15 protein-coding genes and 5 pseudogenes are annotated in these 25,459 nt (G+C 68.4%); 9 read left to right on the top strand and 11 right to left on the bottom strand.

What is annotated here, in order from left to right:
• Positions 1-25: 25 nt before the first annotated feature.
• The 3 genes and pseudogenes from ACIA5D_RS43430 to ACIA5D_RS43440 form a co-directional block, all read right to left on the bottom strand.
• Positions 26-850, bottom strand: coding sequence for a class I SAM-dependent methyltransferase (locus ACIA5D_RS43430; RefSeq protein WP_396036508.1), 825 nt, complete (start codon positions 848-850; stop codon positions 26-28).
• On the bottom strand, positions 847-1,509 hold the full coding sequence (locus ACIA5D_RS43435; RefSeq protein ID WP_396036509.1) for a TetR/AcrR family transcriptional regulator: 663 nt from the start codon (positions 1,507-1,509) through the stop codon (positions 847-849). The genes ACIA5D_RS43430 and ACIA5D_RS43435 overlap by 4 nt, the downstream gene beginning before the upstream one ends.
• A gap of 149 nt (positions 1,510-1,658) precedes the next feature.
• Positions 1,659-1,796, bottom strand: a pseudogene (locus ACIA5D_RS43440) (IS701 family transposase); the annotation flags it as partial.
• Between the two features lie 222 nt (positions 1,797-2,018).
• Here ACIA5D_RS43440 and ACIA5D_RS43445 point away from each other — a divergent pair.
• A complete protein-coding gene (locus ACIA5D_RS43445) occupies positions 2,019-2,414 on the top strand; it encodes a VOC family protein (RefSeq protein ID WP_396036510.1) in 396 nt (131 codons plus the stop codon).
• A gap of 165 nt (positions 2,415-2,579) precedes the next feature.
• Here the strand turns inward: ACIA5D_RS43445 and ACIA5D_RS43450 are convergent, their stop codons facing one another.
• A complete protein-coding gene (locus ACIA5D_RS43450; protein WP_396036511.1) occupies positions 2,580-3,728 on the bottom strand; it encodes an epoxide hydrolase family protein in 1,149 nt (382 codons plus the stop codon).
• A 274-nt stretch (positions 3,729-4,002) separates the two neighbouring features.
• Positions 4,003-4,446, bottom strand: a complete 444-nt coding sequence (locus ACIA5D_RS43455; RefSeq protein WP_396036598.1) for a winged helix-turn-helix transcriptional regulator — start codon at positions 4,444-4,446, stop codon at positions 4,003-4,005.
• Positions 4,447-4,813: 367 nt separating this feature from the next.
• On the opposite strand from ACIA5D_RS43455, the gene ACIA5D_RS43460 reads away from it, so the two are divergent.
• Together ACIA5D_RS43460 and ACIA5D_RS43465 are read left to right on the top strand one after the other, a co-directional pair.
• Positions 4,814-6,505, top strand: coding sequence for an SWIM zinc finger domain-containing protein (locus tag ACIA5D_RS43460; RefSeq protein WP_396036512.1), 1,692 nt, complete (start codon positions 4,814-4,816; stop codon positions 6,503-6,505).
• A 206-nt stretch (positions 6,506-6,711) separates the two neighbouring features.
• A pseudogene (locus tag ACIA5D_RS43465) lies at positions 6,712-7,122 on the top strand (transposase); the annotation flags it as partial.
• A 356-nt stretch (positions 7,123-7,478) separates the two neighbouring features.
• Here ACIA5D_RS43465 and ACIA5D_RS43470 read toward each other — a convergent pair.
• Positions 7,479-9,896, bottom strand: coding sequence for a tetratricopeptide repeat protein (locus ACIA5D_RS43470; RefSeq protein WP_396036513.1), 2,418 nt, complete (start codon positions 9,894-9,896; stop codon positions 7,479-7,481).
• A gap of 827 nt (positions 9,897-10,723) precedes the next feature.
• Between ACIA5D_RS43470 and ACIA5D_RS43475 the strand changes: the two genes are divergently transcribed.
• Entirely contained in the window at positions 10,724-12,847 is a 2,124-nt protein-coding gene (locus tag ACIA5D_RS43475) for a PQQ-binding-like beta-propeller repeat protein (RefSeq protein WP_396036514.1), read from the top strand.
• Here the strand turns inward: ACIA5D_RS43475 and ACIA5D_RS43480 are convergent.
• Positions 12,841-14,200: pseudogene (locus ACIA5D_RS43480) on the bottom strand (FAD-binding protein). The gene ACIA5D_RS43475 and the pseudogene ACIA5D_RS43480 sit on opposite strands and share 7 nt — an antisense overlap.
• A 179-nt stretch (positions 14,201-14,379) precedes the next feature.
• On the opposite strand from ACIA5D_RS43480, the pseudogene ACIA5D_RS43485 reads away from it, so the two are divergent.
• The 3 genes and pseudogenes from ACIA5D_RS43485 to ACIA5D_RS43495 form a co-directional block, all read left to right on the top strand.
• Positions 14,380-14,499: pseudogene (locus ACIA5D_RS43485) on the top strand (IS6 family transposase); the annotation flags it as partial.
• A gap of 168 nt (positions 14,500-14,667) precedes the next feature.
• Positions 14,668-15,345, top strand: coding sequence for an IS6 family transposase (locus ACIA5D_RS43490; RefSeq protein WP_396036599.1), 678 nt, complete (start codon positions 14,668-14,670; stop codon positions 15,343-15,345).
• Between the two features lie 195 nt (positions 15,346-15,540).
• Positions 15,541-15,837, top strand: a complete 297-nt coding sequence (locus tag ACIA5D_RS43495; protein WP_396036515.1) for an alpha/beta fold hydrolase — start codon at positions 15,541-15,543, stop codon at positions 15,835-15,837.
• Positions 15,838-16,076: 239 nt separating this feature from the next.
• Here the strand turns inward: ACIA5D_RS43495 and ACIA5D_RS43500 are convergent, their stop codons facing one another.
• Both ACIA5D_RS43500 and ACIA5D_RS43505 read right to left on the bottom strand, forming a co-directional pair.
• Positions 16,077-16,796 carry an IS6 family transposase gene (locus ACIA5D_RS43500; RefSeq protein WP_396036516.1) on the bottom strand — a complete coding sequence of 240 codons (720 nt, stop codon included), beginning with the start codon at positions 16,794-16,796 and terminating at the stop codon, positions 16,077-16,079.
• A 429-nt stretch (positions 16,797-17,225) separates the two neighbouring features.
• Positions 17,226-18,761 carry an MFS transporter gene (locus ACIA5D_RS43505; RefSeq protein WP_396036518.1) on the bottom strand — a complete coding sequence of 512 codons (1,536 nt, stop codon included), beginning with the start codon at positions 18,759-18,761 and terminating at the stop codon, positions 17,226-17,228.
• A gap of 700 nt (positions 18,762-19,461) precedes the next feature.
• On the opposite strand from ACIA5D_RS43505, the gene ACIA5D_RS43510 reads away from it, so the two are divergent.
• Entirely contained in the window at positions 19,462-22,770 is a 3,309-nt protein-coding gene (locus ACIA5D_RS43510) for a LamG-like jellyroll fold domain-containing protein (RefSeq protein WP_396036519.1), read from the top strand.
• Between the two features lie 260 nt (positions 22,771-23,030).
• Here ACIA5D_RS43510 and ACIA5D_RS43515 read toward each other — a convergent pair.
• A pseudogene (locus ACIA5D_RS43515) lies at positions 23,031-23,228 on the bottom strand (helix-turn-helix transcriptional regulator); the annotation flags it as partial.
• Between the two features lie 398 nt (positions 23,229-23,626).
• Between ACIA5D_RS43515 and ACIA5D_RS43520 the strand changes: the two are divergent.
• Complete coding sequence (locus tag ACIA5D_RS43520) at positions 23,627-24,697, top strand: lipocalin-like domain-containing protein (RefSeq protein WP_396036521.1); 1,071 nt, start codon at positions 23,627-23,629, stop codon at positions 24,695-24,697.
• Here ACIA5D_RS43520 and ACIA5D_RS43525 read toward each other — a convergent pair.
• The gene (locus tag ACIA5D_RS43525; protein ID WP_396036522.1) at positions 24,654-25,382 is read right to left on the bottom strand and encodes an NAD(P)-dependent oxidoreductase; all 729 of its coding nucleotides are present in this window, start codon (positions 25,380-25,382) and stop codon (positions 24,654-24,656) included. The genes ACIA5D_RS43520 and ACIA5D_RS43525 overlap by 44 nt on opposite strands.
• Positions 25,383-25,459 lie beyond the last annotated feature (77 nt).

Here is a 25,459-nt window from a genome sequence, read left to right on the forward strand (position 1 = left end):
TCCTGAGCAGGGGTTGGCGGGTCGGTCAGAACTGGTAGCGGAGAATGGTCCCGGCGTACCGGCCCTGTGGGGAGATGTTGACGAACGTGCACATCAGCTTGTCGTACAGTGGCGCGCCGTGGTGTAGCCGCAGCTCGGTCTGGCTGCGGCGTTCCACCAGGCGCAGCCGGTCGTCGAGGCGCGCGATGTCATCCGGGCCGTCGTATGTCCAGCGTATCCTGATGTCGTTGCGTTCGAAGAACGGCGGAAGCCCTTTCTTGATCTCCCGCTGCTTGACTAGGCCCGAGTACGCGGTGAACACGACCTCCCCGTGCGGGAAGTGGTCGACGACGCGGCGCAGGAACTGGCGCAGCTCGTCGTCGGGCAGGAACATGAATAGGGTGTCCGCCACGACGATCACTGGCCGGTCGCCGGAGATGCTTTCCAGCCAGCCGGGGTCGGCGACGGCGGCTCCGATGCTGGTGTGCTCGGATCGTTCGGGGTAGACGCGGTCCCGCAGGGAGATCATGTCGGGGAAGTCGACGTCATACCAGTGGTGCCCGGGCGCCGGGTCGACGCGCAGGACCCGGCTGTCGAGTCCACATCCGACGTCCAGCACCACCGCCTTGGGGTGGTCCGGCAGGAAGCGCCGGACCCATTCGTCGAGCAGGCGGGAGCGGGCGGCGATGGTGAAGCGGGTGTAGTCGAACTGGGGGAGCTGCGTGAAGTCGAAGTTCAGCTGTTGGGCCACGCTGTTCGCCCAGGAATCGTGCAGGATCGAGCGCCGGTCCAGGCTGTCGAGCCAGCGGGCGCGCAGTGTGACGAACGCGCTGTTGCGGATGCCGGCGAAGTTCGTGTCGAGCTGAGTCATCGCGTCTCTCCTTTGTCCAGTGCGTCGCGGGCCGCGGTGGCCTCTTGTGGTGTGAGCATCGGTTGGGAGTACACGTCGAGCATGGCCCGCAGGAGCCGGCGTTCGCCGTCTGGATCGGCGAGATCGGCACCCATGCTGCGGGACACGTGTTCGTGGAGGACCGAGATGGACAGCGTCATCGCCGTGCGCACCACCGCCCGCGCTCGCAGGTCGGCCTTCGGGGGATCGTCGCTGACGCGGTCCGCCTGCGCGAGCCACTGTTCGTGGATGCGCACGAATTCGTCGAACAGCGCCGTGGCCGCTCCTTCGCTCAGGGCGCGGGCCAGGTAGCGCTGGTAGGGGCCAAGCGCGGTTGAGGGCCGCATGTCGGGGGCCGCGTCGAGGCCGTTGGTCTCGACGCGCGCGTTGAGCCGCCGAAGTGTCTTGATCAGGTGTTTGTCGCAGGCATCCCGCAGCCCCTGCTTGGAGCCGAAGTGGTGACGTACGAGCGAGGGGGCCACGCCCGCGACCTCGGCGATGCCCCGGAACGTGGTGCGCTCGAACCCGAGCTCGCCGAACAGCGCGACCGCGGCCTCCCTGATTCGGGCGCGTGCGGTGAGGTCCTCGGGATCCGCTCCATGGCCGTCCACACGACGGTCCGACCCTGCCTGGTCGTGCACTAAGCTGCTCACACAGACACTATACTGCACACTGGTGCAGTATAAAGGCTCAGTTGCCCTTGTAGTTGACCAGCCCACCATGGCCAAACCTTTGAGCGCGGAGAAGGACGGGCATTGACCGAGATCATCGACGCCCCCGAAGGAGATCGGTCCTGCATACCTGCGGGGCTGTCGTCGCCAGCGTGTTCCGCGATCGTCCAGCAGCTGTTCACCGGCAACGGCGCCAACAACCCCGCGACGACGTCCCGGACCCAGCGCCGCGATTCGGGCCGGGCTGTCCCGTCCAAATGCGAGTGGCGGTCGGGGTAGGAGGTGAGCTGGACCTGCCATGTAGTCCTGGACGGTTCCATCGCTCGGTGTCCAGGTTCAGTTGGCGGATTCGGTGGATCGGGGCCCGCCAGTTCCAGATGATCATTGAACCGCAGGTACCTTTGCCCAATGGCGGCGGGGCCCACGCGAGCAGTAGCTCTGCCGCCGGCGTCGCGCGAGTTGCTCGTACGCTGACTGCCATGACGACCATCTCGGGCTGGGCCCACGTGACACTGTCGGTGCAGGACCACGACCGAAGCGTCGGCTGGTACGGCGAGATCCTGGGATTCAAGCCGGTCGACACCGAGACCACACCGCAGTGGAAGCGGACGCTGTGCCTGCATGCGGACAGCGGCGTAATGCTTGTGTTGCACCAACATTTTTCCGGCGAGGGTGGTGCCTTCGACCCGGGGCGTACGGGCCTGGACCATGTCGCCTTCCACGTCCCTGACCGTGAAGCACTTGTCGCCTGGCAAGACCGGCTGGCGGCCCAGGGCGTTTCGTACACGCCCGTTGCCAGCGCGGGTCGCGGTGGGCTGGTCGTCGCCTTCCGTGACCCCGACGGCATTGCTCTCGAGTTCTTTTTCCGGCCGTAATGCTGCGTGGCACCCATCGACGCACGCGCCAACCAAGTCTGGACGCCGCCAGGTCATCCGCAATCACTCCGGAACAACGGGCTGCGGGTTGTTCAGGCTATCTTGCGGAATCGAATGATCTATTGGCGGAGCGTGTGGGGCGGCGACGCCGGTCGTGGGAGTGGGCTACTGCGGCCGCACCGCACGGAAGAACTCCCTCATGTCCGCGACCAGCAGATCCGGAGCCTGTAGCGACGCGAAGTGGCCGCCGTCGGGATAGGCGGACCAGTGTGTGATCGTATTGGAAAGCTCGGCCAGGCCACGGACCGCCCGGTCACCGAGGAAGTTCGCCACCCCGGTCGCTACGGGTGAGGGTGCGGGGCGCTTTCCCCACGCTTCCGCGCCCGACTCCCGGTACAGGCGCGCGGCTGATCCCGCCGTCGCGGTGAGCCAGTAGGTGCTGACGTTGGTGAGGATCGCGTCCCGGTCGACTGGGGTCCGGTCGCTCTGCGCAGGGTCCCAGTCGACGAACCATTCCAAGTTCCACGCGAGTTGGCCGGCTGGGGAGTCGTTGAGCGCGTACGCGATGGTCTGCGGCCGGGTGGACATCTGCGTGGCGTACCCGGAATGCGTGTACCACCACCGCTGGTTCTGATCGGCCTGTTCCCGGTCGGCGTCGGTGAGCGTGTCCAGCTCGCTCGGGTTGGTCGGCGTCGCGGCGTTAGCGAGCGCGTTGACGTGGACGCCGGCGACGTGTTCCGGGTCGATGCGACCGAGTTCGGGGGAGACGATGCTGCCGAAGTCGCCGCCCTGGGCGCCGTACCGGCGGTAGCCCAGGCGCCACATCAGCTCGGCCCAGGCCCGTGCGACGCGGCTGACACCCCAGCCGGTCTGCCGGGTGGGTCCGGAGAAGGCGAAGCCCGGCAGCGACGGGGCGACCACGTGGAACGCATCGGCCGGATCCCCGCCGTGCGCGCGAGGGTCGGTCAGCGGCCCGAGGATGTCCAGGAAGTCGTACACCGTGCTCGGCCAACCATGTGTGATGATCAACGGCAGCGCGTCCGGTTCTGGCGAGCATACGTGCAGGAAGTGCACGGTTTGCCCGTCGATCTCGGTGGTGAACTGCGGCACCGCATTGAGCCGGGCCTCGTGCCTGCGCCAGTCGTACCCGGTGCGCCAATACTCGACCAGCTCGGTGAGGTATCCCTTGCTGACCCCGTACTCCCAGCCGACGCCCGGTAGTTCGTCGGGCCAGCGGGTGCCGGCCAGCCGGTGCCGAAGCTCGTCGAGGGCGGTCTGCGGAATGTCGACGCGGAAAGGCTTAGTGGTATGCATGCTGCCCAGCGTGCACCACGCGTAGGACAGGTCCAGTCCTACTGTTCTGCGACAGTGGGCCGATGTAGGGAACGCCCGCACGCCTGCTCCGGCTGCTGTCGTTGCTATAGAGCCACCCGGACCGCTCCGGTACGAAACTCGCCGCGCGCCTCGACGTCACCAACCCTGAACAGAGCAATGTGGATCACGGACGGTGACGTACCGTGGTTGACCTTGTAGGTTTTCGCCGCGTGTGACATGTCGATCTTGTGCCACTAGGGATCTCTCGGTTATCTCACCGTGATGTCATCAAGATCAGTCTCAGAATCGTGGCATTCCCAGGTTCTGCCGGTCGCGACGCGCTACTGTAGCCGCGCTGCGCGGGGTCCAGCCGGATCTCAATGTCGTTGGACATCGTCTCCGGGACCGGGTCGGCGGTTACGCGGACTCGCATCGCACGGCCGGCGTTGGCCTCGACGAATGACAGGGGCGGGCGACCCTCCTGTAGGTACTTGTCGCCCCATTGCATCAGCGACAGGAACACCGGCAGCAGGTCTTCGCCGGCCTCGGTCAGCCGGTACTCATCGCGGGCCCGCTTGCCCGGTTCCTGATAGGGAACGCGCGCGACGATCCGTGCGGACGCCAGCTGTTTGAGCGCCCGTGACACCGCGGGTGCGGAGGTTCCGATCCGCTCCACGAAGTCCTCGAACCTGGTTGTGCCGTAAAGACATTCGCGGATCCGCTGAGATCACCTCAGTGATGATCACCGACTCTTGCGGCGCAAGAGAAGTGTAAGGATCCCGAGATCCTTCGCCAGCGCGCCGACCGGTTTGTCCCCGGTCCGGGCCAACTGCGCCGCGCGTAGACGGAACTCGACAGGGTGAGGAGCAGGCATGACACGACATCCTTCCTGGAAGCCGTCATCCACCTCACCTCAGGTGTCCGGAAAACTGGGGGAAGCTCGGTCTCTGCTGTTCCGGGAGTTGCCCAATGACCGCGGGGGTTTGGCCGGACTCATCGGCGGGAGTTAACGCTCCGGCGCGGGGTTGGCTTTGTTGACGCTTCGATGGATTCGAGCGAGATGTGCTCTCCTATGATGTTGGACCATGGCGTGGCTCACCGATGTCGTCCTGCGCCGTAGGGCTGGGGCGACGGTCTACCAGCGGGGTGGGTACCTTGTGGGCGCGGTCGCTGACCTCGTTGAGCAGCCCGATGCGGTGACCGCCATGGTCGCGAGCAGCGGCAGCCCGGCGGTGCGGTACCGGGTGTGCCTGCAGCGGCGCGGCGGCGAGCCGGTGGGGGAGTGCGACTGCCCGCAGGGCCTCGAGGGGCACTTCTGCAAGCATTGCGTCGCGGTCGGGTTGCGCGTCGTCAACGGCGTGCCGCCCGACCGGCCCGCCGCCGCCCCGCCGGGACCGGCCGCGGAGGCCGGGCCGGACGAGCAGTGGTCAGCGGTTCAGGCGTACGTCGACGGCTGCACCCGGCAGGAGCTGGTCGAGCTGCTGCGCGACGCGGCTCGGGACGACGCGGCGCTGCGCCACCGCCTCTGGGTGCTGGCCTCGGCGAGCGAGCCGGAGCAGCTGCGAGCGCGGACCGAACGGCTGGGTGAGGGGTACGCGGCCATCGGCGGTGCGGCATTCGCCGAGCAAGCCCGGGCGGTGGTGTTCGCCTTGAGCCATCTGCCGGCGGCGCGGGCCGGCATCGCCCACGAGCTGCTGCCGTCGGTGCTGCGGTATCTGCTGGCGGCGCTCGATGGCGCCCCGGACGACAGCTACGCCGCGGAGGACGTCAACGAGTATGCCGTCGACCACGAGACACCGGTGATCGACGCCGTGGGCGTGGCCTGGCGGACGTACCTCGTGCTGTGCGGAACCGTTCCGCCCGGTCCCGCCGCGTTCGCGGCCTGGTTCGTCGAGCTGCGGCTGGCTCATCCCATGTACCGCCATCGCCTGCCCGCGAGCGACCTCGCCGGGCTGACCGGGTTGCTGGCCGCCTGCCAGTCGCGACTGGACGGATACGAGGGCGACGCCGCCGCGGTGTGGTCGCTGACCGACGAGGTGCTGCAGGCCATCGGTGACACGGACGCCTATGTGGCGTTCCTGGCGGGCGACCTGTCGACCTACCAGCGGTACGCGCGCATCGCCGAGGTGCTCGTCGCCGCCGGCTGTGCCGACGAGGCGGTGACCTGGCTGGAGCGCGCCCGGCACCCGGAGGTTCCGCTGCGCGACCCCGCGTCCCCGGTGGTCGAGCTGCTGGCCCGCCTGTACACCCGCCAGGACCGCCTGGCCGAGGCCCTGGAGGTGCGCCGCCGGCATTTCACCGCCACCCGCACCGAGGCCGCGTACCGCGCGCTGAAGCAGGCCGCCGACCGGGCCGGCGTCAACTGGACGCCGCTGCGCGCCGGGGTGCTCGACCTGCTCCGCCGGGATACGCCGCGCCTTTCCGGCGGGGACACGCTGGTCCGGATCCTGCTCGCCGAGGGTGAGCCGGACGAGGCCTGGGCGACCGCCCGCCGGTACGGCTGCGAGAGCCACACGCTGGTCATGGCGGCCAAGGCCCGCGCGGTGAACCATCCCGTGGATGCCATCGACGTGTACTGGAACCAGATCGAAGAGGCCCTCGTCTTCCACGACCGGGACCGTAACCGGGCGTACGAGCGCGTCGTCAACCTCCTGCTGATCCTGCGCGACCTGGTGACCCGCGCCGGCGGCGACTTCGGCGCGGAGCTGGCCAGGTTCAAGGCCACCCACCGCCGCAAGCGGAACCTGATGGACGAACTCGCCCGCCGCGGCCTCTAGGCCGTACCGCGCAAGGGCGGCCCGCGACGGTCGTCTTCGCTGAAGCGGCCGTTGGGATCGTGGGTACGAGGTCGAGAACGGCGCCTGGGGACGGGGTCGTCGGTCCGGAGAGCGGCGCGCTCTAGGGCCCGTGTCGAAAATGGATCTTGGGTGTGAGATGATCTTGATTCGTGGCGCGTGGAGATCTGACGGACGAGCAATGGGCCATGCTGGAGCTGCTGTTGCCAAAGGACAATAAGCCCGGCAGGCCACCGATATGAACCCGGCGGGGCTGATCGACGGCATACGGTTCCGGGTTTGCGTACCGGCATCCCGTGGCGGGACATGCCCGCCGAGTACGGGCCGTGGAGCCGGGCGTACGACCTGTTCCGCCGCTGACAGCACAACGGCACCTGGCAGCGCATCTTCACCGAACTCCAGGCCCGGGCCGACGCCAAGGACCTGATCACCTGGGACCTCAACGTCGACTCCACCGTCTGCCGGGCCCACCAGCACGCCGCCGGAGCGAGGAAAAGGGGGACCTGCAGAAGGAGCCGCCCGGTGGTGTCGCAGTCGAGCCCGACAACCACGGCCTCGGGTGCTCGCGCGGCGGCCTGACCACCAAGCTGCACCTCGCCACACCTACTACCGGATCCTGCACGACGGCGAGGAACTCACCGTCAGACCCCGCAAAGACACCACGCCGATCACCCGCCTACACGTCCGCGGCAAAGGAGCCAACCCCAGCTGACGTCAAGCATGTCCCGACGACGAATGGTCAAGCATCTCCTGAGCTCACACACCGACCCGCCGTCACGGCTTCTGATCCGGTGCACCACGGTGACGCCCGGACCGCGAGAAGACACGACACGGCGGGCTCTACCCGTCCGCAATGCGGCGTATCCGCGCACCACTGGACGTCGCCCGGCGCCAACACGTCCGTACGGACGGTAACGGCCATCCGCCGCAGCGGGCGCGTGTAGCCAGCGGCAGATCACTGAACTGGCGGTGTCGCTGAATGATCTTTATGTGGGCCGGACCCTGTCCGCAGCTGCTGGCGTGTGGCTTCAATGGCGGGGTGGTGCGGGTCGAGGTATTGGATTTGATCCTCCAGGAGTCGTCGGAGGATACGGTCTGCCTCGCGATGGCGTCCCTGTCCACGCAGGGCACGCGCGAGCCAGTAGCGTGGCCGGCTGTCCAGGGTTTCGGGGTGTCGGGAGCCGAGTAGCCGGAGACGATCCTTGATGATCTTCTGCAGGATCTGCTCGGCATCGCGGAAGCGCCGATGCCGGACATACAACTCGGCCAGCGAGTGGCGGGCGTCCAGGGTCTCGACGTGGTCTTTGCCGAGCACACGTTCTCGGGTCGAGATGACGTCGTGGTAGGCGGTCTCGGCTTCCTCGTGCCGTCCACATTGGCCGACCGCCCAGGCGAGGCAGCAACGGGTGTGCAGCGTGTCGGGTTGCTCGTCGCCAAGCACCTCGACGCGGGCGTCGAGCACCGCGCGGAGCTGCGCTTCGGCGGCCCGCCAGTCGCCCAGTCTGCCCGCGGCCCAGGCGAGCTTGTGTCGGGTGTCTAGCGTGTCGGGGTGCTCCGCGCCGAGGCTTTGGGAGCGTGCGTCGAGAACCCGCTGCAGTTCGGCCTGGGCTTGTTCCCAGCGGCCGTGCCTACCAATTGCCCACGCGCGCTCGCTGCGCAGATGCAGCGTCGACGGGTGGGTTTCGCCGAGGCGGCCAGCGTGTTTGAGGCCTTCGTCTGCGAGGGTTTCGGCGGCTGTTTCGAGTCCACTCCAGGCGTAGGAGGCGACTACGTGGGCGGTAGCCGTGACCAGCTGAGCGAGATGATCGCGGTCAAGGTGGGTGTCGGCGGGCCTGAGGAGTGCGTGAACGTGTGGGGCCAGCAACCCGAACCGGTACCAGTCCTTGTTGTCATCGAACCGTAGTGGTTCGAGGGTCACCGTGACGAGTTCGACAGCGGTGTAAACGGGCGCGACTGAATCGGGCGGTGGTGTACCGGTCCGCACGGCGCCGTCGGTGTTCGCGCGGATGGTCTCGGCCACGAGGGGATGCAGGGTGAGCACTCGCTCGCGCCCGCTCGGGCCAGGCACGTCGCGTTTGGCGATGAGGCTCTGATCGGCGAGGCCTTCCAGACCTTCCTGCACACGCCGCCGCACATCCAGTGCGTCCGCCGAGCCGTCACAGCCAACCACCGCGCGGACAGGATCTGCGTGCAGAAGGTTCTCCGGGATCGGAGCGGCGACCGAATAGTAGGATAGTAACCGCAGCAGTGGTCTGCATTGCGGCAGACCGTGCTCGGCGAGGGCGGTCAGCGACATCTCCCAGGTCAGCTTCACACTTCGGCGGTGATCCGCCTCGTGGCCCATTCGGCGGCTGGTGGTGAGCACCCGGTCAAGGCCCAGTTCGTTCAGCGCCTCCCGATAACCGTCGAACGAGCTCCAGAGCGCGAATGGCGACCCCAGGCTGGTTCCGGCGTGATGTAGCGCCAGCGGCAGGTAGCCCAGATCGCGGGCAAGCCTCCGCGCGTCGCCGTGGTCGCCGGCGTCGGGTGCCATGTCCACGAGCACCTGGGCGGCGTCGTCCTCGGCGAGCAGCGCAACCTCGACCACCTCGGCGTCGTTGCCCCACAGCCGTTCCTGGTTGATCCGACTCGTGACCAGGACCAGTCCTCGGTCAGCGCACCTCGCCAAGCCAGAATCGCGGAGGACACCCACCGTACGCGGATCGTCGACATTGTCGAACACGAGCAGCCAACCCGGCCTTGCCCGTCTCAGCAGCTCCCACAACCGCTCCCGCGCGCGTGGCGCCCCTGACCTGATCGCCATCAGGTGAACGTGGTCCGCTCCCAGCTCCCCAGCCAGGCTAGCCAACCCATCGGCAAGACTGGATATGTCCGTCGCGGAGACCCACCACGCCGTCCGCTCCTTGGAACGAGCGAACCTTCGACACATCTCCAGGGCAAGTGTCGACTTGCCCACACCCCCAAGACCGGTCAACACCTGCACCCTGCCCGCAGGACGACGAGCCGCCCGATGCAGCCTCTGCAGATGTTGATCCCGGCCACGCACGCACGGCGCTGCATCCGCGGCGGGCGCCACCAGCGATGCACTCCCGAATACCCCAGCCGGCGCCGACGGCCACCCCGCACCCAGCAGATCGCCATCGACTTTCCGCGACCTCCGCGTGGCCCGGCGTATCAGCCACGACGACCCCGCCGCCAGCAGGCTGGCCGCCGCTACATACCCACCGACAATGCTCGCCCACTTGTCGGCCTTGTCCAATCCCTCGCCAAGCAGAAAGACCGTCAACAATACCAATGTCGACATGACGAGGCCGATCAAGCCCAGCACAACGACCACCGACCATCTGGAGGCGGCGGCTTTGGCGTAGCTCACCCAGACATCATCACGTACCGCCGCCACTGGGGTTCGACCGGCGCTCCGCCCAGCCGCGCGAGGCGGCACAGTCGAGTGGATCCGCACCAAGATGTGCCGGCTCGCTACATCACGCTCTGGCTCCAGCGAGAAAGTCGTCCGAGCGCGTGACGACACCCGACGGCAACCGGCAGCATGATTGCCGACTGAGCCGCCCTGCGATACCCGGCAGCCCCCAACGACGGAATGACCGGATCGGCTGTTGACCGCGAACCGGATCCGGACTTGAGCCCGTCACCGCACCCGCTACGCCCGCAAGCTGACCGGACGGCATAGGCGCACGTGCCATCCCCACCTGGGAACAACCCCTCCCGCCGACCGCGACACCTTTGCCCAGACCCGTCCGCGGCGTTGACGACACAAAGATCCGCCAACGACGCCGAACCGCTCACGAAACCCTCGACCGTTCGCTCAATTAGCCACCTGATCATGGGGCGGACGAGCCGTCCGATGCCGTCGGGGGCGCTTGCCCGCTTCGGCCCGGTGCGTGATCACTCGGGTTGCGGGCCCCCGGTGTCCGCGCTTGTACTGGCGGGCGATTGAAATGCAGTTTTCGGCTACCGGCTGAGCGATTGTTCGGAGTGCGCCGCGGTGCCTTCTCTCTGGAGCAGGACAATGAGTTCATCGATGTACTCGGTGCGGGTCCTCACGCTGTTGATGTTGATTCGCAGGCCCCGCCGGCCGTGCAGCACCATTGCGCCCCTTCGATGAACAGGTCTATTTTGATTTAACCTCAGAGTGGACCAATAGGTCCGCCTGGTGGACCTGCTCTCGAGAAGGGTTGCGAAGTGGCGATCGAAGTCTCACGAAGGGACGTCCTCAAAGGAGCCGCAGCGGCGGCCGCGGCGACGACGCTGACGCAACTGCCGCTCACCGGCGCCGTGGCGGCGCCGGTCGACGCGACGAGCGCGCCGCCGAGGTCGTGCACGACTCCGGGCGGAAAGGACTTTCCCAAGGTCGGCGGCAACTACGGGAACCAGAACTACTCGGGCCTGGACGGCATTCACCGCGGGAACGTCCGTCGACTCGGGGCCGCTTGGGTCAACCGGATCGAGGGGGGCCTGACCACCGGCACCAACCAGAGCACCGCGGTCGCCGTGGACGGCGTGCTCTACATCGAATCGGCGCTGGGCAATGTCGTCGCCGTTGACGCCCGCACCGGGCAGACGAACTGGAAGTACATCCAGACCCGGGGCACGCTGACTCGGCGCGGGGTCGCCGTCGGCGAGGGCCGGGTCTTTACCCACGGTCGCGGCAACTGGGTGATCGCGCTCGATCAGGCCACCGGCGCGGTCGTCTGGGAAAAGCAGATCAACGGGTACGGGAACATGGAGAAGGTCGCCATCACGTACCACGACGGGTTGTTGCATGTCGGGACGCACGACAGCGCCCGGGCCGCTGCGCTCGCGCTGAGCGCCGCCGACGGCTCGCTGGTCTGGAACTTCTGGGGCACGCCCGGCCCGGGCGAGTTCGGCAACGACACCTGGGCCGGGGACTCATGGCAGGTCGGCGGCTCGACGCCGTGGATCCATCCGGCGCTCGACCCCGAGCTGGGCCTGGTCTACTGGACGTTCGGCAACGCGCGAGGCAACAACTCGTCGCAGGACGGCTCCGGCCGTGAGGGTATGAACCTGTTCTCCAGCTCGATCGTCGCCATGGAGATCAAGACCGGGAAGTACCGCTGGCACTTCCAGTCCATCCATCACGGCATCTGGGACATGGACAACGAGATGGCGCCGGTACTCGCCGACGTGCGGATCCACGGCCGGGAACGCAAGATCGTCGTCTACGGCAGCAAGTCCGGCATGTACTTCATCCTGGACCGGACCGACGGCTCCGCGCCGCTCGGCATCGACGAGGTGCCGGTGCCGCAGGAGCCGCGGCAGAAGACCTGGCCCACCCAGCCCTTCCCGCGTCAGGGTCCGTGGACCGAGAACCACGTGGTGGACCAGCCACTCGGCACCTCGGTGCCGGGTAACCCGAACCGCGCGGTGCCGAACTACGTGCAGGGCGCGCTCTACGATCCGCATTGGGACGTCCCGGTGCTGTCCATCCCTGGGCACGGCGGCGGTGCCGACTGGAGTCATCAGTCGTTCAGCCACTCCACCGGGCTGGTCTACACCGGGTACGGCTACGTCGCAGCCGCCCATTCGCTCACCGAGGCCAGCAATGGGCTGCGCCCGCCAGGCGAGTACCAGACCGGCGGGGTCGTCGCGGTTGATCCCAGCACGAACAAAGTGCGCTGGAAGAGGCGGATGCCGTATTCGCTCGCCCACGGCAACGGCGTGCTCAGCACCGCGGGCGACCTGATCTACATCGGACAACCGGACGGGAACCTGCTCGCCATCGACGCTCACAACGGCCGGGAGGTGTGGCGATTCCAGACCGGCGCGGCTATCAGTTCAAGCCCGATCATGTACGAGGTCGACGGCGTCGAGTACCTCGCTGTGTACGCAGGTGGCACCGGGATCCCGTACGGGGACTCGGCGCCGCGGGGCGACTTCCTCTGGGCGTTCAAGATCGGCGGCACCCTGCCGCCCGCTCCTGCTCCCGTCCCGCCCGTGGTCCGCCGCCCGGTCTCCGGCGGTCCGGTGGAGGGCAGCGTCGTCAACAACACGGTGGTGCTCGCCCGTACCTATGACGCCGCGACCGGCACGGTCGGCAGCATCGAGTCGACCGCCGTCAACGCCATGGCGCCCACCCACCTGCGGGTTCCGGCCGGCACCACGGTCACGTTCGTCAACCCGGCGGACAACGCCAACGTGCACGGCGCGACCCAGTTCTTCGAGGGCCTGTTCGACATCCGGCTGAAGCCGGGTGAGTCGTTCACGTACACCTTCCGTCGCCGCGGCGAGTACTTCTTCAACGACTGCTACAGCCCTCGCCCTACTGGCAAGATCGAAGTTTACTGAGCCCGGTCGCGGGCTGCGTGCCGCGCGGCGAGGTAGCCGAATGTCAGGCTGGCCCCGATCTGGCATCCCGCGCCCGGGTATTCCGAGGCCATGATCGAGTTGGCATCGTTGCCGCAGGCGTAGAGGCCAGGGATGGGTATGCCGCTCTCGTCGAGCACCCGGGCGCGGAGGCGAGGGGGGTCGGCACCACCGCGATCGCGTAGAACGGTGCGGTCTCGATCGGGCCGAGGTTCACGTTCGGTGTGTGCTTCGGGTCGCCGTACTGACGGCCGTAGGGGCTCGCGCCCTTGCCGAACTCCTCGTCGACGCCGGTCCGCGCTGTGCGGTTCGCGGCCGCGACGGTCGATTCGGGGCCGTCCGGGTCGACGCCGATCGCTGAGGCCAGCTCCCGGATGGTGCGTCCGGTCCTGAGGTAACCGTCGCGTAGGTGGCGGCCCAGCGGTGCGTGGGGACGGATCATGCCGAGCCCGTACGTCCGGAGGGTGCGGGAGTCGAGGACGAGCCAGGCGGGGATCGTCTGCGAGTGGTACATCGCGCGGGTGAAGCGGTGGTAGGAGACCGACTCGTCGACGAACCGGCGGCGGCGGCGTTGACCGCGACGATGCCCGGCTTGGCCCGGTCCCAGATGTGCGGGAACACTGCGGTCGACCCGTCCTCACGGCGGCCGATCGAGCTCGGGAACCACAGGGCGTTGTCGTCGCGGGGCTCGCCGAGGGCGCCGCCTACCGCGCGGGTCAATGCGATCGAGTCCCCGGTGCCGCCCTCGGCGACCGGGGTGAATTGCGGCGTGGGGCGGGGCAGGTACGCGGCGCGCAGCTGCGGGCTCGCGGCGAAGCCGCCGGTGGCGAGGACGACGCCGCGGCGGGCGTGGATCCGGACCGTGCGCCCCCGGTACGAGACGACGGCACCCACGACCCGGCCGTGCTCGGCGACGAGGTCCGTGGCTGACGCGGTGAACCAGACGTCGCCCCGCCGGTCGAGCAGTCGCTGGTAGAGGTGCGCGACCAGCGCGTTGCCATCGCCAGCCGGGTGCCCCGCGGCCAGCGGATCCGGTCGCGAGCCCACCGGGCGCCCCAGGCGCAGCGCCAGGCCCATGCCGCGCACCGAGCCGTCGAAGATCGTCAGGAGTTGGTCCACCGCGGGTCGGCGCACCATCAGCGTGCCGCCGAACAGCGCGAACTCCGGGATCGGGCGCCGGATGCGGCCGAACCGCTCCCGGCCGAGCCGGTGGCCGTCGTAGGTGTGGGGTTCCAGCGCGCGCCCGACTCCCGAGCCGGGAAGCTCCGGGTGGTAGTCGACGACGGTCCTCGAATGCCAGAAGCGCACGCCGATGCGTTCGAGGGGGTCCAGCATTTCGGTGCCGGCGGCGAGATAGGCCTCACGCAGTTCGCGAGGGGCGCGGTCGGCGACGAGGGCTCTGTTGCGTCGGCTGATGGATGATCGGGCAAGGTTGACTGGTGAAGTCCGCGGCTCGCGCTCGTTCCTGGTCTCCTCCTCGCTCGGCGTTCGCCGGGTTCCGCTTCCCGGCCGAAGTGATCGTCGTGGCGGTGCGCTGGTACCTGCGTTACGGGCTGTCCTACCGAGATGTCGAGGAGCTGCTAGCCGAACGCGGAATCGAAGTCGACCACGTCGCGGTCTACCGGTGGGTACAACGGTTCATGCCGATGCCGCCCGATTCGCCCGACGTTGGCCGGGCGACCGTTGGTACGTCGACGAGACCTACGTCAAAGTGGCTCTCTGTTGCATCGGCTGGGTCGGCTGGTCAGGCGGTGTTGACCGGTGAAGTCCGTTGCTCCGTCCCGTCCCTGGTCTCCTCCTCGATCCGCGTTCGCCGGTTCCGCTTCCCGGCCGAGGTGATCGTCGTGGCAGTGCACTGGTACCTGCGCTCTGGCCTGTCCTACCGCGACGTCGAGGAGCTGCTCGCCGAACGCGGCATCGAGGTCGACCATGTCACCGTCTACCGGTGGGTGCAGCGGTTCACTCCGCTGCTGGCCGACGCCGCCCGGTTCGCCCGGCACGCGCCCGGTGACCGGTGGTACGTGGACGAGACCTACGTCAAAGTCAACGGCGTGTGGCGCTACGTCTACCGGGCCATCGACCAGCACGGCCAGGTCATCGACGTGCTCCTCGCGATCCGTCGAGACGCCGCGGCGGCGCGCCGATTCTTCACCCGAGCGCTCGGCACGCTGAAGGTGATTCCCAGGGAGGTCGTCACCGACGCCGCACCGGTCTACCCAGCCGTGCTCGACGAACTGATACCTGCGGCTTGGCACCATGTCGAGCAGTACGCGAACAACCCGATCGAGGCCGATCACGGTCAACTCAAGCGGCGGCTCAGACCGATGCGCGGACTTCAGACTGATCGGACAGCGCAAGTAGTGATCGCCGGCCACGCCTTCCTGCAGAACCTACGCCGCGGCCACTACGAACTGGCAGTCGGCGTCCGGCGCGCACTGCGGGTCGCCGCGGCGTTCACCGAGCTTGCTCAGGCGATCTGACAGCCTGTCCCGCCGAGCTCAGCGTGTCCACTGATCTCGCAACGCAACGGAACCGTTGAGCGCGTCCGCACATACCGCCGGGGCGGTTACGCCGCGGACGCCGAGGATCTCCAGGCTGAGTTCACCCGCGTCTGCTACCCGCTCTACAGTGCTACGCCGGGCTGGGCCGAGGAGTCCCGCCGGTTCCTGGCCCGGATGATCAGGAACCCGGACGTCGCCGCGCACTACGACAGCCACGAGGTCTTAAGCTTCGATCCCTGGAGCCTGCTCGGCGCCGTCCGGTGCCCCGTCCTGGTCCTCGCCGGCGAGGACGACCCGGTCTGCCCGCTGCCCGTGGTCGAGGAACTAGCCAGCCAGCTGCCGGCCGACACCACCCGCCTCGTGCGACTTCCCGGGGCGCGTCACACCATCTTCCGCGACCGCCCGGACCTCGCCTTCCCCGCCGTCAAGACCTTTGTCGCCGAGATCGGGGAAAGCCACCCCGCCAGCTGACCCGCGCTGCCCGGCCAGGAAGACTGGACCACAGCCCGCCAGGTTCGCAAACTGTACGGACCCGGCCACCACTGGCCACGGCTCCCTTGCCCCTGATCTTGAACACAGAACGTCACCCAACGGGCGGCGGTGTTCAGGTAGAGCCTCGTTGTTCGCGAGTGCCCGGTCACGAGTAGGAGCGTGGGCGCCGTTGCATTGCGAGATCGGTGGCCGCGTGGATCTTGGCTGGGACAGGCGTGTCAGATGGCTTGAGCGAGTTCGGTGAACGCAGCGGCGGCCCGTTCTACCGGGGTGGTGTCGACGGCGAGGTCGTAGTGGCCGCGGCGCAGGTTCTGCAGGAAGGTGTGCCCGGCGATCACAACCTGTGCTGTGCGATCGGTCTGGAGTCCGCGCATCGGTCGTAGTCGGCGTTTGAGTTGACCGTGATCAGCTTCGATCGGGTTGTTCGCGTACTGCTCGACGTGATGCCACGCCGAGGGGATCAGTTCTTCGAGCACGGCCGGGTAGACCGGTGCGGCGTCGGTGACCACCTCGCTCGGGATCACCGTCAACGTGCGGGGCGCACGGGTAAAGAACCGGCGCGCCGCTGCGGCATCGCGACGGGTCGAGACCAGCACGTCGATGACCTGGCGGTACTGGTTGATCGCCCGATAGGCGTAGCGCCAGACTCCGTTGACCTTCACGTAGGTCTGGTCGACGAACCGGCGGTCGCCTGGCGTGTGCCGGGCGGACCGGGCGGCGTCGGCCGGCAGCACAGTGAATCGCTGCATCCACCGGTAGACCGTGACGTGGTCGACCTCTATCCCGCGTTCGGCGAGCAGTTCCTCGACGTCGCGGTAGGACAGGCCGTGGCGCAGGTACCAGCGCACCGCCACCACGATCACCTCGGCCGGGAACCGGAACCCGGCAAACGCCGAGCGGGGAGGTGACCAAAGACGCGGCCGAGCGGCATGCTTCACCGAGCAAGCCTTGGACACTCCGGCCAGTGAACGCAACAGACCCCCCTCGGCGCATCGAGGTCGCCGGGTCGGCTGGGCGCGGCGGCGGCCGCAGGGTTTCGCGGGGCGGCGGCGGAGCCGATCAGCGCACCGCCGGCCGCTGCTGCCATCCCGGCCAGGAGCTGTCGCCGGTCGGTGGGCATGGGATTGTTCATCATCGCTGTTGCTGCTCCTTCTGAGGGGCGGTGAACGGCGCGGCCACCACGCCGACAGCTAGGCAGCCGAGCACGCCGGGCAGGAAACCGGCCGGGCCAACCGGCCGGAGGGGTCAGCGACCGCGGGTCCTCCTGGAACGGACCCGCCGGCTGCGATTCCCTCTGGCCGGCGGATCCTCCGGGGGCGAAACGGTGCTCCCGCGGGCGGCGGGCTCCTGGGAGCCGCTGGTCGCCGTCAGTGGTCGAGGCCGACGCTGACCTCGCCCGTACTCGGCCGCCGGGTGTTCATCAGCACCCCGATGAGCACCGCTCCGACCGCGAGTACGACCGCACCCCAGGCGAAACCCTTGGTGAAGCCCTCGGTGAGGCCGGTGGCAAGTAGCTTCGGGCCTGCGGCCGCGGAGGGATCGCCCGCCGCGGACTTCATGAAGTCGTCGGTCGTGCTGGTGGCGATGGTGGACAGCACCGCCAGGCCGAGCGACCCGCCGACCTGCTGCAGCGTGGTCAGGCAGGCCGACGCGATGCCGGTGTCGTGTTCGTCGGCGCCGTACGTGGCGTAGTTGAGCGTGGCGGGCAGCGAGATGCCCATGCCGAAGCCGAGCATGCACAGGCCCGGTAGCACGCCGCCGGCATAGGAGCTGTCCACGTCCAGGCGAGCCAGCCAGGCCAGCGCGCCGGCGACGATGACCATCCCAGGCACGATCAGCGCCCGCGGCGGGACCTTGGGCAACAGCCTCGTGGCCACGCCGCCGGCGCCGACCGCGACCGAGGCGGCCATCGGCAGGAAGGCCACGCCGGCGCGCATCGGGGAATAGCCCAGGACGAGCTGCAGGTAGAACGTGAGGAACAGGAAGAGGGCCAGCGCGCCGACGAAGATCACGCCCATGGCCAGGTAGGCGGAGCTGCGGGTGCGGCTGAGCAGGATCCGCAAGGGCAACAGCGGGTTGGCCACCCTGGTCTCGACCAGCGCGAAGGCGGCCAGCAGCAGCACGCCCGTGATCAGCAGGGTGACGACCTCGGCCGAGCCCCAGCCTTTGGTTTCGGCCTGGCTGCTGCCGTACACGATGGCCACCAGGCCGGCGCCGGACAGCAGTACCCCTGGGATGTCGAATCGGGTCCGGCCCCGGGCGCCGCGGTTGTCGCGCAGCAGGAACCAGCCGCACGCGGCGATGAGTGCGATCGGGACGTTGACGTACATGCACCAGCGCCAGTCCAGGTAGTCGGTCAGCGCCCCGCCGGCCAGCAGACCGATGGCACCGCCGGCGGCGGCGATGCCGCCGAAGGCGCCGAACGCCTTGGCCCGTTCACCGGGGTCGGTGAAGTTGATGGAGATCAGCGACAGGATCGCCGGGGACAGCAGGGCGGCGAAGGCGCCCTGCAGGACCCTGCCGGTCAGCAGTATTTCGAAGTTGCCGGCGATGCCGCCCAAGGCCGATGCGGTGGCGAATCCGGCCAGGCCGATCAGGAAGGTACGGCGGCGGCCGGTGTAGTCGGCGATGCGCCCGCCGAGCAGCAGCAGGCTGCCGAAGGCCAGGGTGTAGCCGGTGATGATCCACTGGCGGTCGCCGGCGGAGAAGCCCAGATCGGCCTGCACGCTCGGCAGAGCGATGTTCACGATGCTGATGTCCAGAATGAGCATCAACTGTGCCAGGCCGAGGAAGATGAACGCGATCCAGCGCTTGGGGTTGATCTCAGATTGGGCCTCAGCCGGCGCGCCCGGCAACCTGCGGTGGCCGGGGCCGGTTGCTTGGTCGAGCTCGTCAATGGTCACGATGGTTCCTTTCGATGGATGTGTGAAGCGCAGTTGGTCGCGGTCGTCGACGTGCATCATGCGGAGTAACGCCTCTTTGAGATAATATGGGGCTCATAGCATCTGAGCCACGTACGACGCAATATGAGAGCCGTATCACTTTGCTGCTGGTGCCCGCGCGGCGGTGGCGCCGGTCCGGCTGTTCCTGACCGCCTTGACGAAATATGAGTCACAAACTATCGTCGCAGCGTAATTTCCGGACAGCATAGGACAGCGAGACGCCCGCGCCAGACGTTTCATCGTGCGCTGTCGATTTTCGGGAGTCGCCGGCTCGTGGCCGGCCACCGGTATGGGCGGCTGGCGGCGCCGGGCGCGGCGAAGCGGACCGGTCCGATCGCTTCATGAACCGAGCGCGGGCATCGCATCGGAGGCATCGGAGGTGTATCGCAACACGTCCGGCGACCGCCGGTGGATCCGTAGGCCGGTCGTCGCGAATCGCAAGGCTTCACGCGTTCGTTCACGAACGTCAACGATGGGAATGCGCCGAGCGGTCTGCCGCTGCTTGCGCTCGTAGAAATGGGTGCTGGAGATGCCAAATGGTAATGACAGCCGAATACCTGGCGGGCGAAGCCGGGTGAGGCTGCTGACCCAGGGTTTGGTCTCGGTCGCTGTGCTTGTCGGTGCGGCACCGATCGCCGCTCCGGCGCAGGGATCCGTGGCCTTGTCGAGCGGCAATGTCGGTGTTCAGCAGGTGCTGTATCGCGGCGGTACCGCGGGCTACGGCTGCTTCCGGATCCCGGCCCTGGTGAAGACCAAGGCCGGCAGTTTGCTGGCGTTCGCGGAGGCGCGGAAATCGCCGTCGTGCGCGGATCGCGGCGATATCGACCTGGTGGTGCGCCGGTCGACAAACGACGGTCGCACCTGGGGTCCGATCCGGGTGGTGCTGGCCGGCAGCGACACTGACGCCGACGCCCCCTTCACCCGGGGCAACCCGGCGCCCGTGGTCGACGAGACCACCGGGCAGGTCTTCCTGATCTCCACGTCCAACCCGGCCACGATCGCCGGGAAGCGGCTGGGCTGGGTGCAGGAGAGCGACGACGACGGGATCAGCTGGTCGGCCGCCACCCGACTGGCCACGACGTTCAGCGGGAAGGACAACGGTTGGTTCGCGACCGGGCCGTCGCACGGCATCCAGCTCAAGGGCGGCGCGCATCCGGGCCGGCTGGTGGTCGGGGCACACCAGATTCCGGACCAGAACACGGTCTACGACGGCGTGCTCTACAGCGACGACCATGGCGCGACGTGGCAGGCCAGCCAGGCCGCCAACTCCTTCGTCAAGGACGTGCTGAACCCGGGCGAGGTCTCCGTGGCGGAGTTGCCCGGCGGCAGCGTCTATGTGGCAGCCCGCAACCAGGTCAGCGGATCGAACAACCATCGGGCGGGGGCGGTGAGCACCGACGGCGGCACCACCGTGCCCGCTCTCACCGTCGTGCCGACGCTGGTGACTCCGGATGTGCAGGGTGCGGTGCTGGCCCTGAGCTCGACGTATCAGCGCCAGCCCGGCGACACGCTCATCTTCTCCGGGCCGTCCGACTCGAGCGACCGCAAGCTTCTGAAGATCCGCTACTCCACCGACCAGGGCGTGACGTGGCGGAGCCCGCCCAACGGCCTGGTCACCGGCGACCGCTCGGGCTACTCGGACCTGGCCGAGCTGCCCGACGGCGAGATTGGCGTCCTGTACGAGGGCGGCGCGACCACCGACGAACTCGGCAACCCGGGCTTCTTCGCCGACGAGATCCGGTTCAACCGGTTCGCCCCGTCGGACATCGGACTGCCGGGGTCCTTCACCGGCAAGGTCTTCCCGCAGAGTTCCCCGGCCGCGGCGTCGACTACGCCGGACGCCACAGCGGAGGCCAACGACGGCTTCCTGCGTGGCAACGCGGCCCTGGGCGGCGGACGATTCGGTCAGGGCGTGCCCCTCGGTGGCGACGGCGACGGGGTGGAGGTCCCGTACGCCCGGACCATCGACCCGGGCGCCGGTGACTTCACCTACTCCGTCTGGCTCAACTACCAGGCCACGAACGCCAGTCCCAACCAGGTGCTGCTGTGGGGGTACGGGATGGGTGCCACCAAGCCGCAGGTGTGGGTGAGGGCGCAGCCATCACAGGACCGGTTGTTCGCGTGGGTTCAGGGTGCCGCCGGCGGTGCCTCGATAGCGCTGACCGACGATTCCGCCGCTACCGCGTTCGGCGACGGCAGATGGCGTCATCTGTCCCTGGTGCGGACCGGTGGACAGGTCACGCTCACCGTGGACGGCGCGATCTCCGTCGCCGCCACCGGCGTGGCGGGGACGGTCACCGACACCCAGCAGAACGGCGTCGACGGACTGTGGCTGGGTGCCAGGCCCGACCGCACCGACCCGTTCACCGGTAGCATCGACGAGTTTCGGTTGTATCGGCGGGCGCTGACCGCCGATCAGCTCGATCAGGTGCGCACCGGAAACGCCGCGGTGATCGACGGTGACCCGGCGGCGGCGGTCAACACGGCGCTCGCGGTGCGGTTGCCGTTCCAGGTCGCCGACACGGCGAACACCGCGACCCGGACCCGGGTGGCCATCGAGGACGACACGTCCGGGCACTGCGCGAACGCCACGCTGCTCGGCGGGGCGGCGAGTCTGGCGGATGGTTTCCGGCCCGGCGACGCCGATAGGGCGCTCGCCGTGAACAGCGCCAATCCCGGCGCGGAGGTGCCGTTCCTGCCGACCCTCGACGTCGGCTCCGGCGATTTCACGTTCACGACCTGGTTCCGGTACACGGCGACCGGCACCTCGGCCAACCAGGTGCTGCTGTGGGCGTACGGGGTGGGCTCCGACCAGCGGCAGATCTGGCTGCGCGCCCAGCCCGCCCAGGACCAGCTCTACACCTGGGTGCAGACCGACACCGGACACGTTGCCGTCACGTTGAAGGATGGTTCCCCGGCGACCGCGTTCGGCGACGGCGCCTGGCACCTGCTCGCACTGAGACGCAGTGGCGGGCAGGTCCAGCTGAACGTGGACGGCGGCGGCCCGGCCGGCGCGTCCGGGTTGACCGGCTCGCTCACCGCGAACGCGCCGAGCGGTATCGACGGGCTTCGCCTCGGGTCCAAACCGGACGGCACGGACGTGCTCACCGGCAACCTCGACGAGTTCCGGCTCTACCACCGGGCGCTGAGCGCCACGGAGGTAGGCGCCGCCACCGCCGGTGCGTACCCGGCCGACAACCCCGCAGTGCAATGGACGTTCGAGAGCGCCTTCACCCAGGCCCATAACGTCGTGCGGCCGGCACCGGCCGGCGGGCCGGCGACCCCCGATTCCTCCGTGCACTGCAACAACGCCTACGTCCGGGGCGGGGCGGCACTCACGACCGGTGGCAGGTTCGGCACCGCCCTGGCGCTGGACGGCGTCAACGACACGGTGCAGCTCCCGTACAACGCCGCGAGCGTCCTGGGCACAGCGGACTTCACCGTCTCCACCTGGGTGAAGTACGCCGCGAGCAGCGGCAGCCCAAATCAGGTGCTGCTCTGGGCGTACGGAGTGGGCGCCGCGCAGCGGCAGATCTGGCTGCGGGCGCAACCCTCGCAGGATCGTCTGTACGCCGCCTTCGAGACCGAGTCGGCGATCACTACGCTCGCCGTCGTCGACACGTCCCCGGCGTTCGCCTTCGGCGACGGCCAGTGGCATCACGTCGGCCTGCGCCGCTCCAGTGACGCGCTCTCGTTGATCGTGGACGGCGCCACGCCGGCCGGAGCGACCGTTCCGGCGGGGTCGTTAACCTACGGCGACACGTTCGCCGCCGACGGGTTCCAGCTCGGCGCCAGACCAGACGGCAGCGACCCGCTCAAGGGCTCGCTGGACGAGTTCCAGATGTTCCGCAGGTCGCTGACTGACGCTGAGCTCGACGACGTCCGCCGGAACAACACCAACCTGGGCACGGTGACCTCAGTCCGCCTGCCCTTCGACATGGTGACGGACGCCGGTTACGCCCGCATGTGACACGACGGACTCGGCGACGCGCCTGAAGGTCCCGGCGCGCCCCTCCCGCCGGGGCCTTACCGTGCACGACGGCCGGCCACCTCGAAAGGGGGTGGCCGGCCGTGCGGATTCGAAGACCCGTTGAGTCAGCCGAGCACCGTGCTCAGCGCCGCGCACCAGCGTGCCGGTCGGAGATCGCGGTTCCGATGCTGACGCATCACGGCGAACTGCTCAGCTTCGGGATCAAGGTCGCGGATTACGCCGCGGGGGCACGTCGGCGGTCATGGGATCGGCGAGTTTCCGGTCAGGGTGGGTCCGACCGCCACCAGCTGTGCGCGGTCGCGGGCGCCGAGTTTCGCAATCGCCCGGCTGATGTGGGTCTTGGCGGTGGCCCGGCTGATGGACAGGGCGACGGCGATCTCGTCGTTGCTCATGCCGTACGCCGCCAGGCCGGCGACCTCTCGCTCCCGCTCGGTGAGCCGGGCCTGCCGCCACGATCGATACCTGACCAGCACAAGCGAGGAAGGGCCGATGATGGCGCAGCGGGCAGGGACGCGACGCCAGACCGAAGATGGACCGGCGGCCCGGTGAACCGGGAGAAGCATCCCGGCGGTGGATGTACCGGCGTTCCAGGATTTCACGGCGGCATGACCACGGCCTCCGACTCCTACGGTGAGCGGCGCGAACGGCGGCCTTGACGACATAGGCCGGCGCCGAAGAGGCATTCATCGACGGACGCACGCGGCGCAGAGGCTGCCTTTCCTGCCACATGGTCGCCATGCCCCAGCATCCAGGAAATGCGGGATTTCGATAGTGGGCGATGACCACTGCGCACACGGACTCCCGCACAGCAAGAGATCAAGAGATGAGGAACAACGTGCGAAAACAGCGACGTCGATCCACCGCAGCGATCGCCTCCTTGGCGTTCGGCGCGGTCCTGACCGGCGCGGCGTTGTCGGCGATCCCGGCATCAGCCAATACGGGTTCCGGCCTAGCGGGTATAACAAAGCCGTCAGCTGCGGCCGCGACCGCGGTGCCCGCCTTCCCGACGTTCGTTCACCTGCCGGCCGATCAGGCGGCGCATCCGAACACACCCATCGAATGGTGGTACGTGGTCGGTCACCTCAACGCCCACGGTCACCGGTTCGGCTACCAGGTCACGATCCTCAACATTGGCGGAGCTCCGCAGGCGTTGATCGGCATCACCGACAAGACCACCGGCAAGTACTACACGCAGAGCCAGCGTTACTCGTCTGACCAGGCCAGTTTCTCCACCACCGCGCTCGACGTCCGCACGCCATCGGCTTCGCTGTCGGGGCCGATGGATGCGATGCGCCTCCACGCGTCGCTGCCGGTCGGCGAGATCGATCTGACCCTTGGCGCGCGGGGACCCGCGATGTACGACAATGGCACCGGGTTGATGCCGTTTCTCGGCGGTACGAGCTACTATTACTCGCTGCCCAGCCTGGCAACCGAGGGGACGCTGACCGTGAACGGCACCGCCTACGAGGTGACCGGCGAGTCGTGGTTGGACCGCCAGTGGGGCGCCTGGGACCAGAGCAACTTGCAGAGATGGACCTGGATGCCGATGCAGCTGTCCAACGGCGACCGGGTCAACCTCTGGGACCTGCTCAGCGAAGGCGGCGAGTTCCCGTATGCGACCGTGCTCCACCCGGACGGGACCCACGAGATCGTCGCGGTGACTCCGCTCGCCGACACCACCGCCGATTTTTGGACCAGCCCGACCACCGGCAAGCGGTACGGCACCCGGTGGACGGTGACCATCCCGTCGCTGGGCGCCAGCCTGACCGTGGTCGTCGAGCCGCAGGGCCAGGAAATCCAGGCGGGCGGTGGCGTCTACGAGGGTGCGGGCAGCGTCACCGGCTGGTACCGGGGCAAGCCGGTCACCGGGCAGGTGTACGTCGAGCAGTACGGCAACTGGCGGTAGCGGTCGGCGGCCACACCGAAACCCCACCGCGGGCTTGGTGGCGCGGCCGCGCCGCCAAGCCCCGCTTAAAGACTCCGCCCGCTGCCGCCGTAGAGGGCGTCAACGTAGGCGCAGACCGCCACCGCGACCTGAGCGGTGTGGTGCTGGTGCACCGCAGCTGATCGGGGAGTCCTCGTCGCCGCCGATAGGAACGCCCAAGTCGCGCGGTTCGATCGCTTGACGAAATACGGGATACATAATAAATTGTTGCCAGAAATTCTGATGCCCGTCGGTGTTCATCGCCACCTCGGCCTCCAGCCGTCAGCTTTCCGGATGCCAGCCGATCATCAGCTTCGATCGGGTGGCGACGCCCGCGACGGGCGATCTCTCTCTGCCCCCAGGTCGCCCGTCGCGGGCTTGCCTCCATCGCGAGTAGGATTCCGCGCGTGGCGGTCGAGGCGACTGGGCCGTCCTTGCGATGGCGCGGGCCGACGCCCGAAATCGCGGCGTCGCTGGCTTCCAGCGCGGGGACCAGCATTGCAGGGTCGGTGAGGCCGGGCACCGTCACCACCTCGAGTGCGCGATGGCGCGCGTCAATCCGGGCAGAGTCACGGACTACCGCCGTCACCGTGTGCCCGGCATCCAGTGCCTGTCGCACGACATGTCTGCCGATGCCGCCGGTTGCTCCAAAGACCGTCATTCTCATCTGGTGTCTCCTCTCCCGGTCGTCCGGTCCGCTGCATCGGGTGGGGCTTCCGAACCACCGTGTAATCAAAGAACCAT

The organism is Actinoplanes sp. NPDC051513 (genome assembly GCF_044454685.1).
In the GTDB taxonomy this organism is placed as follows: domain Bacteria; phylum Actinomycetota; class Actinomycetes; order Mycobacteriales; family Micromonosporaceae; genus Actinoplanes.